18 protein-coding genes and 1 pseudogene are annotated in these 17,176 nt (G+C 33.1%); 13 read left to right on the forward strand and 6 right to left on the reverse strand.

Translation table 11 applies throughout. From position 1 onward, the window contains the following. Positions 1-174 precede the first annotated feature (174 nt). A complete protein-coding gene (locus HRU50_RS01005; protein WP_296347190.1) occupies positions 175-561 on the forward strand; it encodes a nucleoside triphosphate pyrophosphohydrolase family protein in 387 nt (128 codons plus the stop codon). Positions 562-641: 80 nt separating this feature from the next. Here the strand turns inward: HRU50_RS01005 and HRU50_RS01010 are convergent, their stop codons facing one another. After that, positions 642-1,709: a branched-chain amino acid aminotransferase gene (locus HRU50_RS01010; RefSeq protein ID WP_296347192.1), complete on the reverse strand. Its 1,068-nt coding sequence runs from the start codon at positions 1,707-1,709 to the stop codon at positions 642-644. Positions 1,710-1,828: 119 nt separating this feature from the next. On the opposite strand from HRU50_RS01010, the gene HRU50_RS01015 reads away from it, so the two are divergent. The 4 genes from HRU50_RS01015 to HRU50_RS01030 all read left to right on the forward strand — a co-directional run bounded on the left by HRU50_RS01015 (position 1,829) and on the right by HRU50_RS01030 (position 4,506). Then, entirely contained in the window at positions 1,829-2,338 is a 510-nt protein-coding gene (locus HRU50_RS01015; protein WP_296347194.1) for a DUF4920 domain-containing protein, read from the forward strand. Continuing rightward, on the forward strand, positions 2,316-2,771 hold the full coding sequence (locus HRU50_RS01020) for a hypothetical protein (RefSeq protein WP_296347196.1): 456 nt from the start codon (positions 2,316-2,318) through the stop codon (positions 2,769-2,771). The genes HRU50_RS01015 and HRU50_RS01020 overlap by 23 nt, the downstream gene beginning before the upstream one ends. Continuing rightward, positions 2,772-3,443: a tRNA (5-methylaminomethyl-2-thiouridine)(34)-methyltransferase MnmD gene (gene mnmD / locus HRU50_RS01025; RefSeq protein ID WP_296347198.1), complete on the forward strand. Its 672-nt coding sequence runs from the start codon at positions 2,772-2,774 to the stop codon at positions 3,441-3,443. It begins immediately after the preceding gene. Between the two features lie 115 nt (positions 3,444-3,558). Then, the gene (locus HRU50_RS01030) at positions 3,559-4,506 is read left to right on the forward strand and encodes a TIGR01777 family oxidoreductase (protein ID WP_296347200.1); all 948 of its coding nucleotides are present in this window, start codon (positions 3,559-3,561) and stop codon (positions 4,504-4,506) included. Here HRU50_RS01030 and HRU50_RS01035 read toward each other — a convergent pair. Then, complete coding sequence (locus tag HRU50_RS01035) at positions 4,466-5,257, reverse strand: anti-sigma factor (protein ID WP_296347202.1); 792 nt, start codon at positions 5,255-5,257, stop codon at positions 4,466-4,468. The two genes, HRU50_RS01030 and HRU50_RS01035, sit on opposite strands and share 41 nt — an antisense overlap. A gap of 2 nt (positions 5,258-5,259) precedes the next feature. Beyond that, positions 5,260-5,814, reverse strand: coding sequence for a sigma-70 family RNA polymerase sigma factor (locus tag HRU50_RS01040; protein WP_296347204.1), 555 nt, complete (start codon positions 5,812-5,814; stop codon positions 5,260-5,262). Between the two features lie 127 nt (positions 5,815-5,941). Here HRU50_RS01040 and HRU50_RS01045 point away from each other — a divergent pair, with 127 nt between their 5' ends. Then, positions 5,942-6,454, forward strand: a complete 513-nt coding sequence (locus HRU50_RS01045) for a fasciclin domain-containing protein (protein WP_296347206.1) — start codon at positions 5,942-5,944, stop codon at positions 6,452-6,454. Between the two features lie 193 nt (positions 6,455-6,647). On the opposite strand, the gene HRU50_RS01050 is transcribed toward HRU50_RS01045, so the two are convergent. After that, positions 6,648-7,307 carry a YceI family protein gene (locus HRU50_RS01050; RefSeq protein WP_296347208.1) on the reverse strand — a complete coding sequence of 220 codons (660 nt, stop codon included), beginning with the start codon at positions 7,305-7,307 and terminating at the stop codon, positions 6,648-6,650. Between the two features lie 165 nt (positions 7,308-7,472). On the opposite strand from HRU50_RS01050, the gene HRU50_RS01055 reads away from it, so the two are divergent. The 6 genes from HRU50_RS01055 to HRU50_RS01080 all read left to right on the forward strand — a co-directional run bounded on the left by HRU50_RS01055 (position 7,473) and on the right by HRU50_RS01080 (position 13,640). Further along, the gene (locus tag HRU50_RS01055; RefSeq protein ID WP_296347210.1) at positions 7,473-8,027 is read left to right on the forward strand and encodes a nucleotide exchange factor GrpE; all 555 of its coding nucleotides are present in this window, start codon (positions 7,473-7,475) and stop codon (positions 8,025-8,027) included. 8 nt (positions 8,028-8,035) lie between these two features. Next, on the forward strand, positions 8,036-9,151 hold the full coding sequence (dnaJ, locus tag HRU50_RS01060) for a molecular chaperone DnaJ (RefSeq protein WP_296347213.1): 1,116 nt from the start codon (positions 8,036-8,038) through the stop codon (positions 9,149-9,151). Positions 9,152-9,368: 217 nt separating this feature from the next. After that, positions 9,369-10,295, forward strand: a complete 927-nt coding sequence (locus HRU50_RS01065) for an ABC transporter ATP-binding protein (protein WP_296347216.1) — start codon at positions 9,369-9,371, stop codon at positions 10,293-10,295. Position 10,296: 1 nt separating this feature from the next. Next, positions 10,297-11,610, forward strand: coding sequence for an ABC transporter permease (locus HRU50_RS01070; RefSeq protein WP_296347219.1), 1,314 nt, complete (start codon positions 10,297-10,299; stop codon positions 11,608-11,610). A 5-nt stretch (positions 11,611-11,615) separates the two neighbouring features. After that, positions 11,616-12,473, forward strand: coding sequence for a mechanosensitive ion channel domain-containing protein (locus tag HRU50_RS01075; protein WP_296347221.1), 858 nt, complete (start codon positions 11,616-11,618; stop codon positions 12,471-12,473). Positions 12,474-12,476: 3 nt separating this feature from the next. Next, positions 12,477-13,640 (forward strand): sigma-54 dependent transcriptional regulator, encoded by a 1,164-nt coding sequence (locus HRU50_RS01080; RefSeq protein WP_296347223.1) that lies wholly within the window; start codon positions 12,477-12,479, stop codon positions 13,638-13,640. Between the two features lie 10 nt (positions 13,641-13,650). On the opposite strand, the gene HRU50_RS01085 is transcribed toward HRU50_RS01080, so the two are convergent. Next, a complete protein-coding gene (locus tag HRU50_RS01085) occupies positions 13,651-14,859 on the reverse strand; it encodes a hypothetical protein (protein ID WP_296347225.1) in 1,209 nt (402 codons plus the stop codon). A gap of 71 nt (positions 14,860-14,930) precedes the next feature. On the opposite strand from HRU50_RS01085, the pseudogene HRU50_RS01090 reads away from it, so the two are divergent. Further along, positions 14,931-15,808: pseudogene (locus tag HRU50_RS01090) on the forward strand (PPK2 family polyphosphate kinase). Positions 15,809-15,840: 32 nt separating this feature from the next. Here the strand turns inward: HRU50_RS01090 and lysA are convergent. Continuing rightward, positions 15,841-17,043 (reverse strand): diaminopimelate decarboxylase, encoded by a 1,203-nt coding sequence (gene lysA / locus HRU50_RS01095; protein ID WP_296347227.1) that lies wholly within the window; start codon positions 17,041-17,043, stop codon positions 15,841-15,843. Positions 17,044-17,176: the final 133 nt, after the last annotated feature.

The raw sequence follows: 17,176 nt of genomic DNA on the forward strand, positions 1-17,176 counted from the left end.
TCTTATGAATCCTTTTGTCCTTTCGATATTGAAATGCAATGACGATAACAAAAGCGATGAAGAATAATAATCCAAAAATCAATTGACCGGTTGAGAACATTAGTTTATTTTTAAGCAAAATTAACTATAAAAACTAAGATTTCCGTTTCTACGGAAATGAAATTTACCTTTTAAATGCAAGACAAGATTAATGCTGTTAAAGCCTTTCATACAGCTTTTAAAATAGGGCATAGAGAAACACCAAAAGCAGATTTAGGTTTAGAAAAAAATATGTTACGCTATAAGTTAATGCGCGAGGAAAATGAAGAATATCTGGAGGCTGCAAATGATAATGATTTGGTTGAAGTGGCCGATGCTCTTGGCGACATGTTATACATTCTTTGCGGAACAATTATAGAGCACGGTTTACAATATAAAATTGAGGAAGTTTTTGAAGAAATACAACGCAGTAACATGAGTAAATTGGGTGAAGATGGTGAACCCATTTATAGAGAAGACGGTAAGGTTTTAAAAGGACCTAACTACTTTAAGCCTAATATTGCTGAAATTTTAGATAAATAAGCTAATAGTGCATAGAAAAAGGGATAAGAAATTAGTGATTAACTAACAACTTATCCCTTTTTACTTATAATTACTTACTACTATACCTTAACTCTCCATCCAAAAGGATCTTCTGACTTATTTGTTTGTATATCTGTAATCTTCTTCTTTAAGAATTGTCCAAATGTGTTTTCTAATTCTGGTAATTCAAAGTCTTTGCCTTTATAACCAAAGCCAGAAATTGGAGAAACTACCGCAGCAGTACCTGCACCAAACATTTCTTTTAAACTTCCGTTTTCTGCAGCTTCAACTAACTCAGTGGCTTTTATTTTTCTAACCTCAGTTTTTATACCTTCAGCTTCCGCTATTGTTAAAATACTCTTTCTTGTAATACCGTCTAATATTCTATCGCTAGTTGGCACTGTTAGTAAAGTATCATTTATTCTTACAAAAATATTCATGGCGCCAGCTTCTTCGATATATTCGTGCGTATTATCGTCTGTCCAAATTACTTGCTGATAACCTTTATCTTTTGCGAGTTGTGTTGGGTAAAACTGTCCGGCATAATTACCACCAGCTTTTGCAAAACCAACACCACCATTTGCAGAACGCGAATATTTTTCTTCAATGAGTACATTTACTTTCCCAGAGAAATATGGTCCAGAAGGAGCAAAAGCAATCACTAATTTATATGCATCAGCTGGTGACGCATGAAACCCTTTTCCTGTAGCAAACATAAAAGGTCTTATGTATAGCGCACTTCCTTCAGCAGTTGGTATCCAGTCTTTTTCAATTTTCAAAAGTGTTTTCAGACCATTTATAAAATAAGCTTCTGGCATTTCTGGCATAGCTAAACGCTTAGCAGAAATGTTCATACGGTTAAAATTATCTAAAGGTCTAAATAAAAATACATCACCAGCGGCATCTTTGTAAGCTTTCATACCTTCAAAAATAGATTGACCGTAATGGAAAATCTTAGAAGATGGATCTAAACTAATTGGTTGATAAGGCATAATCTTAGGAGTTTGCCATTTACCATTTTCGTAATCGCAAACAAACATATGGTCTGTGTAAGTGCTTCCAAAGCTTAAATTGTTGAAATCAACATCGTTGATTTTTGATGTTTTTGCCTTTTCAATTAAGATATCCTCAGTATAAATCGTGGCCATAATAGTTGCTTATTTTGTTTTGCAAAAATACACAATCAATGGCTTTAAATAAAAGCTATTTTCTTTAAATTTTGTAAATTTGCATTTCGATAATTAATCAATATTAAACACAATAAATAATGAAAAAAATTCTTTTAAGTACACTGGTTTGTTTAGCCTTATTTGCATGTAAAAATGATGCGAAAACTACTGAGGATCAAGTTGATGAAACAACTCAAAATGAAGAAATTGCCTATGCTTCTTTCGGAATGGAAATTAACGATGCTGATGCCTTATCTGCTGAGCGTATGATGGTACATTACAAAGATTTAAAAGCCGGTGACACTATTCCTGCAAAAATGAGAGGAACTATTACAGATGTATGTTCTAAAAAGGGATGTTGGATGAAATTAGATATGGGTAATGAAGATGAAGTGTTTGTGAGATTTAAAGATTATGGATTCTTTATGCCACTTAATGCTGAAGGCGAAGTTGTGGTTAACGGAAAAGCGTTTGTTACAGAAACAACAGTTGATGAATTAAGACACTACGCGGAAGATGCAGGTAAATCTGAAGAAGAGATTGCTGCAATTACAGAATCTAAGTTTGAATATCGATTCTTAGCTGATGGAGTCCTTCTTAAACAATAAGTTTTATGTGTTTCTCTTTGTTTTTATAGGCTTTATAGGCTGTAAAAATGAAGAAGAAAAAGTAGAAGAAACTAAGCCAGAGAAAGAAGAGTTAATTATGTATCAACCTTCTGAAATGGCCAGTTTTATGAACGCGATGTACGTCTATAATCTGCAAATTAAAGCGCAGATAGAAAAAGGTGAAGTACCAGTGTCTATGCCTTTAGATTTAATGACGTTACATTCTGCCGAAATGACCAAAGGCAATAAACGTACTGCAGCTTGGAATAATGTTGTAGATGTTTTTATTGAATCTCAAAAAGCGGTTTTAGATACTTTATCAAATATAGAATTAAAGGAACGGTATAATAGTTCTATCAATAATTGTTTGCAGTGTCATAAGACGGAATGTACAGGGCCAATTCCTAAGATTAAAAAACTACTTATTAAATAGTTGAATAGAAAGATTATCACCACGGCTGATGGTTCTAAAACCATTCAGATTGAAGATTGGAATGAACAATACCATTCCATTCATGGTGCAATAAATGAAGCAAACCATGTGTTTATTAAACATGGTTTGCTTTATTATTTTGAAAATGTTTCAAAACCAAAATCAATGAACATCTTAGAGATTGGTTTTGGTACCGGACTTAATGCCTTTTTAACTTTTCTGAAGGCTGAAGAATTACATCAAACAATCGACTATGTTGGAGTAGAAGCTTATCCAGTTTCAATTGATGAGATTTCAGAATTAAATTACATTGAATTAATCTCAAAAGCCCATCAATTAGAATTTGAAAAACTACACAAAGTCTCTTGGGAAAACCAGCATGAGATTACCACTCATTTTAAATTAGAGAAACAGAAAAAGTTCTTCAAAGAGATAGATTCCGAAAATAGTTTTGACATTATTTATTTTGATGCCTTTGGCCCAAGAGTTCAGCCCGAGCTTTGGACTGAAGATATCTTTGCAATCATGTTTAAGGCTATAATAGAAAAAGGTGTGTTGGTGACGTATTCAGCAAAAGGAAGTGTAAGACGTGCAATGCAAGCAGTTGGTTTTAAAGTAGAACGACTTCCTGGACCACCTGGAAAACGTGAAATGTTAAGAGCTCACAAATAAGTGCTAAATATTAAACCTAGCAAACATTTTATTAACTGCATTGGCAAACGTTAAATCCAAATTAAAGTTGCAATAACCCATTTTACCCTTTTGTATCTTTGTTAAAAAGAGAAGAATGACGGTTTTAATAACGGGTGCGACAGGATTAATTGGTAAGGAGATTGTAAAGCAATGTCACGAAAAAGGTTTTAATGTCCATTACTTAACAACTTCAAAATCTAAGTTAAGTAATGAGAGTAATTATAAAGGATTTTACTGGAATCCTAAGACAAAGGATATAGATCATAAGTGTCTTGAAGGTGTTGATGCAATAATAAATTTAGTAGGTGCATCGATTTCTAAGCGATGGACAAAATCATACAAGAGAGAAATACTTGAAAGTCGTACACTTACAGCTCAATTACTGCGGGATACTATAAAAAATCATAATTATCAAATTGATTATGTAGTATCGGCAAGTGCTATAGGAATTTATCCTTCATGTTCTACTCACTATTATGAGGAAAATAATACTGAAGTTTCTAAATCGTTCTTAGGTGAAGTTGTTCAACAATGGGAAGAAGCTATTGATGGTTTTAAACAACTTGGTTGTAAAGTTGCCAAAATTAGAATCGGATTAGTGTTAGCAAATGAAGGTGGTGCTTTACCAGAAATTATAAGACCAATAAAAATAGGAGTAGGAGCTGCTTTTGGTGATGGTAAACAATGGCAAAGTTGGGTGCATCTCAAGGATCTAGCGGGAATTTTTATTCATGCGATAGAGCATCACTTAGAAGGTGTATATAATGGTGGAGCACCAAATGCTGTATCCAATCAAGAATTGACTAAAATAGCTGCTAGTGTACTTAAAAAACCATTAATACTTCCTAATGTTCCTAAATTTGCTATGAAATTGGTACTTGGTGAAATGCACATGCTTTTGTTTGAAAGCCAGCGCGTAAGTTCACAAAAAATTGAAAGTACAGGCTATAATTTTTTATATGCTAATTTACGACCTGCTTTAGAGGATTTGTTGCTTGAGCCTATCGGAGATAAACATTCGTCACCAATTTCTCAACCGTAGGATGATCATTTCCACCCGCAGGTTCAATCGTAATATTTAATGATTCAGAGTTTTCAATGTAACTCATGGCTAACAGGTTATTGTCCTTTGGTATCACGCCCATGTTAATCATTTCGCCTTCAACATCTGCCCACATTTGGTAATCGTGGTCGTCATCTAATATTGGTAATTTTTCAGTGTTAATTACAACTGCTTTAGTGCTATGGTTAATATAACTCACTACTTTGCCATTTGGCATGAGGGCATTACCTTTTAAAATGTATTGTTCAGTGTCAGAATGTGATAATGTGGCAAACAGTGCAGTTTCTGATTCTAATTTATTATTAAGATTTTCAAGTGTATTAATTAACTTTTCATTTTCGGTATTAACAATTTTTTGTTCTTTTTTAAAGTCTGCTAACTGATTATACAACCAAAATGTACTTATCATCAGTAATGCCGCTATACTTGCAGCGATTCTGAAATAGGCTCTAGTATTGCTTCTGTTTTCAATACTTACAACTTTTACTTCGGGTGAATCAGATTCTTTTATTTGAGATAATAGTTGAGTTTTCAACTTTTCAGGAGGAGCCACAGCATTTTCAAGACCAAGAGTTTCAAAATCTTTTTCAAGGTCTTCAAAATATGATTTTAAATCAGCATTTGAAGCTAATACTTCTTCAATTTGTTGACATTCCTTATTATTGAGTTCGCCTAGAAGATATTGTTCTAACAGGCCATTTTCGATTATTATTTTATTATCCCACTTCATCTTCACATCAAATTAAATAATAGTAACAGAAAACTAAGTGTCTTCGTGTAGGTTTTACGTAATAACTTCAGCGCTTGTCTAATGTAAGACTTAAAAGTACCTAAAGGAACATCCATTTGTAAATGGGCTTCTCTATGCGTAAGTCCATTAAAATAGACAAGTTCTATGGCTTTTTTATGATGCGCTTCTAACATGGTAATTGCACCTTTCAGCTCTAAGTGCTCAGAATCTATGTTACTATCTTCTTCCTTATTTTCATATACACTAAAATCTTCGGTTTGGATGAGTAAATCTGTTTTTCTTAAACTATTTAACACTTTATTCTTTGCTATGCGATATATCCACGTATAAAAACGTCCTTTATCAGCATCGTAAGTGTCAACTTTATTCCATACCGTCATAAAAGTATCTTGAAGAAGGTTTTGAGCCTTACCTTCATCTTTAGTCATTTTAAGAATGACACTGTAAATGGCACCAGCGTATTTGTCGTAGAGTAATGAGAACGCGCGCTCGTCTTTATTTTGTATTTGTTCTATTTGCGCGGTATCGTTTTGCATCAATGTTAAAGATTTCACAAAAAAATGGATGGGCTCATCCATCAGAAACGAGCTTGTGTAAATATAAACGAAAGCACATCAAAAATGAAATTTGAGTGTTAGAGTTTAACCAAAAATTAAAAAAATTATGAAAAAGTTAGTATTTGTATTAACAACTGTAGTGGCATTAGGATTTTCTCAAATGGCTACAGCACAAAAAACAATTGTAGATGCAGCAGTAGGAAATGAAAATTTTTCAACTCTAGTTGCAGCTTTAAAAGCTGGTGATTTAGTTGCTGCTTTACAAGGTGATGGTCCATTTACAGTATTTGCACCAACAAACGAAGCCTTTGCAAAAATTGACAAAGCAACGTTATCTGATCTATTAAAACCAGAAAACAAAGAAACATTAGCTAAGATTTTAACATACCATGTAATCTCAGGTAAATTAATGGCAAGTGATGTAGTGGCTGCTTTAAAAGAAGGAAAAGGAAAAGTAGAAGTGAAAACCTTAGCAGGACAAATATTAACTGTAATCAAAAAAGATGGTAAAATATGGTTGAAAGACCAAGCAGGAAATTACAGCGAAATCACAGCAACGGATGTAGAAGGAAGTAATGGAGTGATTCATGTAATTGACTCTGTAGTAATGCCAAAGTAGTAGAGTTTTTAGTGTTATGTTAATAGGCATTACTAAACACTATTAATCGAATTTTGTGGAGATGGGTTTTTGATTAATGGTGAAGCAATTTTAGAAGTAAAATTGCTATGGAGAAGAAAAGCACTCACAAACTGTGAGTGCTTTTTGTATTATTAAATAATTTGAATTTAATAGTCGAAAGCCGGAAAACTAATTACGCTTTATTAGTGACTAAAGTAATTTTTAATTCAATATCATCATTAATAAACTTATCTCCAAGATTATCAAATAAAGACTTAGAACCGTATTTAACATTCCATTTAGTTCTATCTATTGTAAATGTTTCACTTTTTAATTTCATAGAACTTCCGTCTTCAGACATAGAAGTTTCTACCGGGAAGCTAATATTATTTGTTGCATCCTTAAGTGTCAGATTTCCAGAAAGCATTGTTTTTCCTTCCGCAGTGCTAACTCCAGTAACTTCAAACTTTGCAGTAGGATATTTTTCTATATCAAAAAAATCAGCACTTGTTAAATGCCCTTTAAGTTTTGCATTACCTTCATCTTCTGCTGGGATGTCAACAACAGTAATGGTATTCATATCAATTATAAAGTTACCACTTTCTATAACGCCATCATTAACCATAACAGAACCCTCAGAGATAGCTATTACACCATTATGTGATCCAAGAGGTTTAGATCCTTTCCATTCAATAGTTGAATTTGCAGTGTTAGTTTTATAAGTAATAGCTGTTGATTCTGCAACTGCAGCATCTTCAGCAGAGGTAGTTTCAGCTTCTTTTGCGTCGTTTTTACAACTAAAAAAAGCTACAAATGCTACAAGAGCAATAATTTTTAAATAAGATGTTTTCATGTTAATGTTTATTTGAATTATAAGATTTCAACAAAGTTAAGTATAATCTAACCTGAGATTCTATAAAAAAATGTTAATGACATTTTGACATTTTTATAATAATGGCAGTACTTTTGCACCTCTAAATCGAAGATTTAATTTAAGATTTTAAAATACAACTCTAACATGAGTAAGAAAGATAAAAATAAAAAGGTTGAAGAGCCACAAATAGAGGATACAACTACAGCGACTGCTGAAGCTGAGGTAGAAACACAGGGAGATGAAAAATCTGTAGAAGTTCAATTACAAGATCAAATCGTTGCAGAGAAAGATAAATTTATGCGTTTGTTTGCGGAATTCGAAAATTATAAAAAACGAACGAGTAAAGAACGTATTGAGTTATTTAAAACTGCAAGTGAAGAAGTTATGGTAGCTATGTTACCTGTTTTAGATGATTTTGAGCGTGCTTTAACTCATATTGAAGAAGACAAAGAAGCCGAAGAGTTACGTAAAGGTGTACTACTTATTTACAATAAACTGATAAATACTTTAGAGCAAAAAGGTTTGTCTAAAATTGAGGTAAATCAAGGAGATGCTTTTAATGCAGACGATCATGAAGCAGTAACTCAAATTCCAGCACCTAATGAAGATTTGAAAGGTAAGATTATTGACGTTATTGAGCGTGGTTATAAATTAGGTGATAAAGTGATTAGATTCCCTAAAGTGGTAATTGGGCAATAATAAATAGTATGGCAAAAAGAGATTATTACGAGGTTTTAGGTGTCAGCAAAGGAGCGAGCGCAGGCGAAATAAAAAAAGCTTACCGAAAAATGGCTTTAAAATATCATCCGGATAAGAATCCAGATGATCAAGAAGCTGAAGCAAAATTTAAAGAAGCAGCAGAAGCCTATGAAGTTTTGAGTGATGCTGATAAAAAAGCACGTTATGACCAATTTGGTCACCAAGCATTTGAAGGAGCTGGCGGTTTTGGTGGCGGTGGCATGAATATGGATGACATCTTTAGCCAATTCGGTGACATTTTTGGAGGTGCCTTTGGTGGTGGTTTTGGTGGCTTCGGCGGCGGAGGCGGCAGACGTATGGTTAAAGGAAGCAACCTTAGAATACGCGTGAAGCTTACTTTAGAGGAAGTGGCAAATGGAGTAGAGAAAAAAATTAAAGTAAAACGTAAAATTCAAGCACCCGGAACTACTTACAAAACTTGTACTACGTGTAACGGAACAGGTCAAGTGACAAGAGTTGCTAATACAATCCTCGGACGTATGCAAACATCTGCCCCTTGTCAAACTTGTGGCGGTTCGGGTCAAATAATAGATAAAAAACCGTCTGATGCTGATGCACAAGGATTAAAAGTATCTGAAGAAACTGTTTCGGTTAAAATTCCAGCTGGTGTTGTTGATGGTATGCAACTAAAAGTTACGGGCAAAGGTAATGATGCACCAGGAAATGGTATCTCTGGTGATTTATTAGTTGTAATTACTGAAGAAGAACATTCAACCTTAAAGCGTGAAGGAGATAATTTACATTACGATATGTATGTAAGTATACCTGATGCTGTTTTAGGGACTTCGAAAGAAATTGATACTGTGACCGGAAAAGTTAGAATTAAGATTGAAGCTGGAGTGCAATCTGGAAAGATTTTAAGACTACGAGGAAAAGGTATACCGAGTATAAATGGTTATGGTAAAGGTGATTTATTGGTTCATGTAAATGTTTGGACACCAAAGACATTGAGTAAAAAGCAGAAACAATTTTTTGAAAGCATGCAAGAGGACGAACATTTTGAGCCAAAACCTGAGAGTTCAGACAAATCTTTTTTTGAAAAGGTGAAAGATATGTTTTCATAAAAAGGGTCTGTTTAAGAAAAAATACTATCTTTGAATTATCGCTAATGCTTATTAGCGGTAATTTTTCTTTTTCATAGCAATTTTTTCCCATCCTTATTTAACCATAAGGGTGGGTTTTGTTTTTTATGAAACCTTGTTTTTGTTTCTAGGTTATGCTTATTAATCTTTAACATTTAATATATTTACAATCTAACCTCTAGTTAAATCTAAATTATATATGAGCCACTTATTAGTTGCTGATTCCGTGTCAAAAAACTTCGGGAACTTTAGAGCACTAAATGAAGTATCTATCGCTGTTCCGAAAGGAAGTATTTTTGGATTGCTTGGCCCAAACGGTGCAGGTAAAACAACTTTGATCAGAATCATAAATCAAATAACTATGCCAGATTCTGGCTCTGTGCAATTAGATGGTCATGCCTTAAGACCAGAGCATATTAAAGATATCGGTTACTTGCCTGAAGAACGTGGTCTTTACAAATCTATGAAAGTTGGTGAGCAGGCATTATACCTTGCTCAATTGAAAGGAATGTCTAAGTCCGAAGCTAAAAGCAGACTAAAATATTGGTTTGATAAGTTAGAAATTGGTGACTGGTGGAACAAAAAAATTCAAGAATTAAGTAAAGGTCAAGCGCAAAAAATTCAGTTTGTTGTAACCGTGTTGCATAAGCCAAAACTTTTAATTTTTGATGAACCTTTTTCAGGTTTTGACCCAATAAATGCCAATTTAATAAAAGATGAAATTTTGCAACTCAGGGAAGAAGGTGCTACAGTGATTTTCTCTACACATCGTATGGAATCTGTCGAAGAGTTGTGTGATCATATTGCTTTAATTCATAAATCCAATAAGGTTTTAGATGGCAAGCTTACAGATATAAAAAGGCAATACAAGACAAATACCTTTGAAGTCGGTTTGCAGTCAGGAAATAGTAGTACGGTAGTATCTGAAATAAAAGATAAGTTTCAAGTACTTCCGGCTACTTTCAAGAATTTAAATGATGATATTAAGTTGAATATTAAGATTAATGAAAACACCTCGCCAAATGATTTGTTATCATTTTTAACATCAAAAGCTGAGGTACACCACTTTGTAGAAGTGATACCTAGTGCAAATGATATTTTTATTCAAACTGTAAAAAATAATTAGAATGAATCATTTACCATTAATTATTAAACGAGAATATCTTACCAAGGTAAAGAATAAGTCATTTATTATTATGACTTTTTTAAGCCCATTAATAATGATTGCCTTAATTGCTTTCGTGGCATATTTATCTCAAGTAAATAATGATAAACAACGTACAATATCTGTATTAGATGAAACAGGATATTTAGATGGAGTTTTTAAAGATACCGATAATACAAAGTATTCAATTCTTAATGCTCTCGATCTAGAAACAGCCATGACTCTTGTTAAGGAAAAGGAAGATTATGGTTTGTTACATATAGCCAAAGTAGATTCTTTAGATCTTTTGGTTGATAATGTGAAGTTCTATTCTGAAGATTCTCCATCCTTATCCGTTATTTCTAATTTAGAAGGAAAGATTGAACGTCGCCTAAAACAAATGAAACTGCGTGAAGATGGTGTAAGCATTGAGATGATTAAAGCTTCAGAAGTAGATATTGATATTTCTCAAGTCAGTTTTGAAGGTGAAAAAAGCTCTAAAGTAGATAACGTAGTTAAACTTGCCTTTGGTGGTATGGCCGGTTATTTATTATTCATGTTTATCATTATATACGGTAATATGATAATGCGCAGCGTTATAGAGGAAAAGACGAGTAGAATAATAGAGATTATAATTTCCTCTGTAAAACCTGTGCAATTAATGTTAGGTAAAATTATAGGAACATCTTTGGCAGGAATTACACAATTTGTCATTTGGCTTATTTTAGGTGGAGTGCTTATGACGGTTGTGTCGGTGATACTCGGAATAGATTTAAGTCAAGCTTCAACACCGCAGCAAGAATTAGTAAATCAAGCCATAGAAGCTGAAGGTGCACAGATGATGGCAGAAAATATCTTTTTAGCTATCGGAAACTTACCAATTTTAAACTTAGCTTTCGCTTTTATATTATTTTTTGTTGGTGGTTATTTATTGTATAGTTCGTTATATGCTGCAATCGGTGCTGCAGTTGATAATGAAACGGACACACAACAGTTTATGTTGCCAATTCTTATGCCACTAATTTTAGCGGTTTATGTAGGTGTGTTTACAGTGATTGAGGACCCGCATGGCACAGTATCAACTATATTCTCATTTATACCATTGACTTCGCCAGTCGTAATGTTAATGCGTATTCCTTTTGGTGTTCCACTTTGGCAGCAAGGGCTATCACTTTTAATGCTCATTGGGACATTTATGTTTACGGTTTGGTTTGCAGCCAAGATTTATAGAGTTGGTATTTTAATGTACGGTAAAAAACCAAGTTATAAGGAACTATATAAATGGATTAAATATTGATACTCTTGAATCAGGTTAAAGAATTTTCTTTTAAAGACTTTTTTTCTGATGTATTGAACACATCAATTTATGATAATGGTGATATTCACATTAATGTGAAGACGTTATTGGTACTAGTCATAACCCTTCTTTTAACTAATCTCTTTCTACGAGCAATACGACTAATAGTTACTAAAAGATTATCTGAAGACTATAAACAGAGGTTTAGAACGGTATTTGGCTTTTTAAAGTATATCATTTTTTTATTGGTAATAATTACGACTTTAGATGCTAGTGGTATAAAAATCACAGCGCTTGTTGCAGCTTCAGCAGCGCTATTTGTGGGGTTAGGTTTTGGACTTCAACATTTATTTGAAGACGTCATCTCTGGTATAGTGGTCATTAGTGATAAGTCAATTTTTTTGGATGATATAATTACTATTGAAGGTGTTGAGGCTAAAATATTTGAAATAAATCTGCGCACTACTAAAGCCATCACACAAGATAATAAGATATTGATTATTCCTAATCATAAGTTTGTAACAGATGTTGTTGTAAATTGGACTCAAAATAATCCAACTGTAAGAGAAGAAGTAAATATTTCTGTAGCGTATGGTACAGATGTTGATAAGTTTAAAATATTATTAGAGGAAGTAGCATTAAAACACGACAAGGTATTAAAAGACCCAAAGCCCTTTAGTTTATTTGAATACTTTGGTGATAGTGGTTTAGATTTTAAATTATACTTTTTTACAAAAAATACATTTGAGGTCCCTGTGATAAAAAGTGATTTACGATTTGCTATCTATAATGAGGTTGAAAAACAAAAAATTGAGATACCATTTCCGCAACGTGTGGTTCATGTTAAAAACGAAAACATATAAACGATGTCTAAAATATTAATCATAGAAGATGAAGCAGCAATTAGAAGAGTTCTAGTCAAGATTCTTTCTGAAGAAAACGATACCTATAAAGTGGATGAAGCAGAGGATGGATTAGCTGGTATAGATAAAATAAAGAAGGAAGACTACGACTTAGTGCTTTGTGACATTAAAATGCCAAAAATGGATGGTGTCGAGGTTTTAGAGGCTGCTAAGAAAATGAAGCCAGAGACACCAATAGTAATGATTTCAGGTCATGGTGATTTAGATACAGCGGTGAATACAATGCGTTTAGGTGCTTTTGATTATATCTCTAAACCACCAGATTTAAATAGACTATTAAATACAGTGCGCATTGCTTTAGATAGAAAGGAGCTCGTAGTTGAAAATAAAATGCTTAAAAAGAAAGTTAGCAAGAACTACGAAATGATTGGTGAAAGTGATGCCATCGCTCAAATCAAAGATATGATTGACAAGGTGGCTCCAACTGATGCACGTGTTTTAGTCACCGGTCCAAATGGAACCGGTAAAGAGTTAGTAGCACACTGGTTACATCAAAAGAGTGAGCGGTCTAAAGGACCAATGATAGAGGTCAATTGTGCAGCCATACCAAGTGAGCTTATAGAAAGTGAATTATTTGGTCACGTAAAAGGAGCTTTTACATCCGCTAATAAAGATAGAGCTGGTAAGTTTGAAGCTGCAAATGGAGGAACAATCTTCTTAGATGAAATTGGAGACATGAGTATGTCTGCTCAAGCAAAAGTATTACGTGCATTACAAGAAAGTAGAATACAGCGTGTTGGTAGTGATAAGGACATCAAGGTGAATGTAAGAGTTGTTGCAGCGACGAATAAGGATTTAAAGAAAGAGATTGAAGAAGGTAATTTTAGAGAAGATTTATACCACAGATTGGCTGTCATTCTAATAAAAGTACCAGCACTAAACGATAGGAGAGAAGACATTCCTTTATTAGTGGAATACTTTGCAAATAAAATTTCTCAAGAACAAGGAACCGCTAAAAAATCCTTTTCTAACAAGGCCATTAAGTTATTACAAGAATATGATTGGACAGGTAATATTAGAGAGCTTAGAAACGTTGTTGAACGTCTTATTATTCTTGGTGGAAAAGAGGTGAGCGAAAGTGATGTAAAAGCCTTTGCTTCAAAATAAGCTTAGACAGTTATAAGTTGAATGATACACGAACACCAGTTTGTATATCAGGATTATTACTCACTGTAAAATCTTGTTGAATATAAAATGTTGTAGTCATTTTTCTAGTGAAAGAATACATCAGTGTCCAATAGTTATTATTGCGATACAAGTTTGAAATACCAGAATTCCAAGATTTAAAAGAAGTACCATTCTTAGTGGGTATTATGTAATCAAATTCACTTTTTTTGTTCAAGCTCGTTTGAAGATAAAAATCTGCACCAATACTATGAATCGTTTGTTTGTTTTTTGATAAAAAATTAAATTCAACAATACTTTCTAAAAAACCAATGAATGCATTGTTGCTAAAGTCCATATTATCACTATTAAACTCAATGAGGTTATTTTTAGTGCTGCCTAAACTTAATCCAGCATTAATAGTTTTTTCATTCTTCAGTAAGAACTTTTTAATAAGGTTGGCAGAAGCACCAATATCTACAGATTTATTAAACTGTGATGTATTTACTCCAATGTGAGTTCCGTAATTAAAACCAAATCCTTTTATGAAGTTTTCAGGATATCTGTAATATGAGAACTCAAATCCACTTAGAATGAAATCACCATTTTCAATAATCATTTCATTATCATTTCTGTCTTTATATCTTATTAGCCCTCGATTTAAAGGATAAAGTTGTCTGTCAAACGGATCTTCACCGCCAGCAATATTACTATGAAAGTATTCTATGGTATCGTCACTAGTAATTATTGAAAAAGGAAATTTTCCACCAGTTAATAAAAATGAACGTAAACCGACCTTAAGCTCATTTTTAGAATTAATAGGAATGTTTAGATTTAAGCGTAACCCTTTTATAACACCATCGTTTTGAACTTCTAGGGATTGAGCGTCTAATTCGTTGACATCTACGGAAAATTCTCGAGCATGCCATTCAAACTGACTAACAAATTCCCTAACCTCTGGATTATTTGGGAGATATGCTGTAACAGGTGGCGACCAAACATTACCACTTTCTAAATTGATATCCAAATTATGTTGTCCTAAAGGTTTTGTCTGAAAATTACCTTGCCATCTAGAGAAAAGTATACCATAAGGATGAGTTGACACAATGCTTGGTTTACTGATATCTTTATCTAGAACTGCTAATGTATTGTCTATCTTTTGAGAAAAACATTTAAAAGCAATGAGTGTAAAAAACGCGAAGAATGTAAATTTATGAGACAAGTTGAGTTGGTTGGTTTTCGTTTGATAAAACTACAAAATCTTCATTATATTTAGGATATTATAATTCAAGTATGAAAGACATAAACATAGAAGACTTCCAGATAAAGTCTCAAATAGAAATAAAAAACTTAGCTACAAAGGTTGATTTAGGTGTTGACAAAAAAGAATTAAGGAAAGCACTTAGAGATGTAAGTAAAGATCTAGCTGAAATTCAAAATACCATGTATGCACATGGTAAGTATTCAGTATTGTTTTGTATTCAAGGCATGGATACAGCTGGTAAGGACAGCTTAATACGTGAGGTATTTAAGGAATTTAACGTAGAGGTATTATTGCTCATAGCTTTAAAAAACCAACAGAATTAGAATTAAAGCACGATTATCTATGGCGACACTATATTGCGCTACCAGCTAGAGGTAAGTTTGGTATTTTTAACAGGACGCATTATGAAAATGTTTTGGTGACACGTGTGCATCCGGAATATTTAATGTATGAAAATATGCCAGATGTAAATTCAGTTGATGATGTTGATGAAGCCTTTTGGAACAAACGTTTTGAAGAAATCAACAACTTCGAAAAACATATTGCTGAAAACGGCACAATCATTTTTAAGTTCTTCCTAAACCTGTCTAAAGAAGAGCAAAAGAATCGATTATTAAGACGTTTAGATAGACCAGATAAGCAATGGAAATTTTCTTCTGGCGATTTAAAGGAGCGTAAGCTTTGGGATAAATACCAAGAATGTTATGAGGATGTTTTAAATCGTAGTTCTAAGTCACATGCGCCATGGTTTAATATTCCTGCAGATGATAAAGCAACTGCTAGATATATTGTAGCCAAGATTTTGTATGATACTTTGAAGAATTATATAGATATCGTTGAACCAGAATTACCACAAAAAGAAAAGGATAACATTGGCTTTTATCGAGAACAATTGGAAAATGAGTAAAAGAAAAGCGTTACAGAAGTAACGCTTTTCTTTTACACAGCAATTTCTATTTGATTTCTTGTAATGTCCTCAAAAGTTTCTCTTTTTCTAATCAAATGTGCTTCTCCTTTGTGAATGAGTACTTCCGCTGGTCTATATCGTGAGTTGTAATTACTCGCCATGGTAAAACAGTAAGCGCCAGCATTTTTGAAGCATAAGATATCACCTTCATTGATCTCATTAATACGGCGATTGTTAGCAAACGTATCAGTTTCACAAATGTAACCGACTACGGAATAAAAACGTTCTCGACCTTTTGGATTCGAGATGTTGATAATTTCGTGTTGAGAACCATATAACATTGGTCGTATAAGGTGATTAAAACCAGAATCTATTTGTGCAAATACGGTTGATGTCGTTTGCTTTACAACATTTACTTTAGCCAAAAATACACCAGCTTCACTTACTAAAAACTTTCCTGGTTCAAAGGCTAAGGTTAATTCTTTGCCGTACTCTTTACAAAATTCATTAAAACGCTTAGATAGTTTATCACCCAATTCTTCAATATTGGTTTCAATATCACCAGTTTTATAAGGCACTTTAAAACCAGAGCCAAAATCAATAAATTGAAGATCTTTAAAGTTTTTAGCGGTTTCAAAAAGTATTTCACTAGCATATAAAAACACATCAATATCTAATATGTCACTACCTGTATGCATATGAATACCATTAATATTCATTCCTGTATTTTCAACAATACGTAACAATAATGGTATTTGATGAATAGAAATGCCGAACTTACTATCTATATGACCTACGGAAATATTAGTGTTTCCACCAGCCATTACATGCGGATTAATTCGAATACAAACAGGATCGTTTGGATGTTTAGTACCAAATTGTTCTAATATTGAAAGGTTATCTATGTTTATTTGCACACCAAGTTTTGCAACATTTTCAATCTCTTCTAACGAAACCCCATTTGGCGTAAATATTATGTTTTCTGGTTTAAAGCCAGCTTTTAATCCAAGGTGAACTTCTTGTATTGAAACCGTATCTAATCCTGAACCTAAAGCATTAAATACCTTTAATATAGATATATTAGAAAGTGCCTTTACAGCATAATTAAGACGTAAGCTTTTTACTTTATTAAATGCCTTAGATAATCTATTGTACTGCGCTATTATTTTTTCAGAGTCGTAGACATACAATGGACTTCCGTATTCCTTGGCAATATTTAATAATTGTTGCGACATGTTTAATTTTTCACCAAATATAAATGGGTAAATACCAAAGAAACATGAAAATTTCAGCAATTAGCACATTTTAAACAATATGTTATATAATTAACAAAACTATAAAAATACACATATCAGTTCAATTATTAAT

The sequence above is a fragment of the Winogradskyella sp. genome, assembly GCF_013213835.1.
Lineage (GTDB): Bacteria > Bacteroidota > Bacteroidia > Flavobacteriales > Flavobacteriaceae > Winogradskyella.

What these genes read in the sequence shown, in the direction of transcription:
- HRU50_RS01020 (WP_296347196.1), top strand. Translation starts at nt 2,316, where the DNA reads ATGGAGTCCTTCTTAAACAATAAGTTTTATGTGTTTCTCTTTGTTTTT.
- HRU50_RS01045 (WP_296347206.1), top strand. Translation starts at nt 5,942, where the DNA reads ATGAAAAAGTTAGTATTTGTATTAACAACTGTAGTGGCATTAGGATTT.
- dnaJ (WP_296347213.1), top strand. Translation starts at nt 8,036, where the DNA reads ATGGCAAAAAGAGATTATTACGAGGTTTTAGGTGTCAGCAAAGGAGCG.
- lysA (WP_296347227.1), bottom strand. Translation starts at nt 17,043, where the DNA reads ATGTCGCAACAATTATTAAATATTGCCAAGGAATACGGAAGTCCATTG.
- HRU50_RS01010 (WP_296347192.1), bottom strand. Translation starts at nt 1,709, where the DNA reads ATGGCCACGATTTATACTGAGGATATCTTAATTGAAAAGGCAAAAACA.
- HRU50_RS01055 (WP_296347210.1), top strand. Translation starts at nt 7,473, where the DNA reads ATGAGTAAGAAAGATAAAAATAAAAAGGTTGAAGAGCCACAAATAGAG.
- HRU50_RS01050 (WP_296347208.1), bottom strand. Translation starts at nt 7,307, where the DNA reads ATGAAAACATCTTATTTAAAAATTATTGCTCTTGTAGCATTTGTAGCT.
- HRU50_RS01065 (WP_296347216.1), top strand. Translation starts at nt 9,369, where the DNA reads ATGAGCCACTTATTAGTTGCTGATTCCGTGTCAAAAAACTTCGGGAAC.
- HRU50_RS01030 (WP_296347200.1), top strand. Translation starts at nt 3,559, where the DNA reads ATGACGGTTTTAATAACGGGTGCGACAGGATTAATTGGTAAGGAGATT.
- HRU50_RS01005 (WP_296347190.1), top strand. Translation starts at nt 175, where the DNA reads ATGCAAGACAAGATTAATGCTGTTAAAGCCTTTCATACAGCTTTTAAA.
- HRU50_RS01070 (WP_296347219.1), top strand. Translation starts at nt 10,297, where the DNA reads ATGAATCATTTACCATTAATTATTAAACGAGAATATCTTACCAAGGTA.
- HRU50_RS01080 (WP_296347223.1), top strand. Translation starts at nt 12,477, where the DNA reads ATGTCTAAAATATTAATCATAGAAGATGAAGCAGCAATTAGAAGAGTT.
- HRU50_RS01015 (WP_296347194.1), top strand. Translation starts at nt 1,829, where the DNA reads ATGAAAAAAATTCTTTTAAGTACACTGGTTTGTTTAGCCTTATTTGCA.
- HRU50_RS01040 (WP_296347204.1), bottom strand. Translation starts at nt 5,814, where the DNA reads ATGCAAAACGATACCGCGCAAATAGAACAAATACAAAATAAAGACGAG.
- HRU50_RS01035 (WP_296347202.1), bottom strand. Translation starts at nt 5,257, where the DNA reads ATGAAGTGGGATAATAAAATAATAATCGAAAATGGCCTGTTAGAACAA.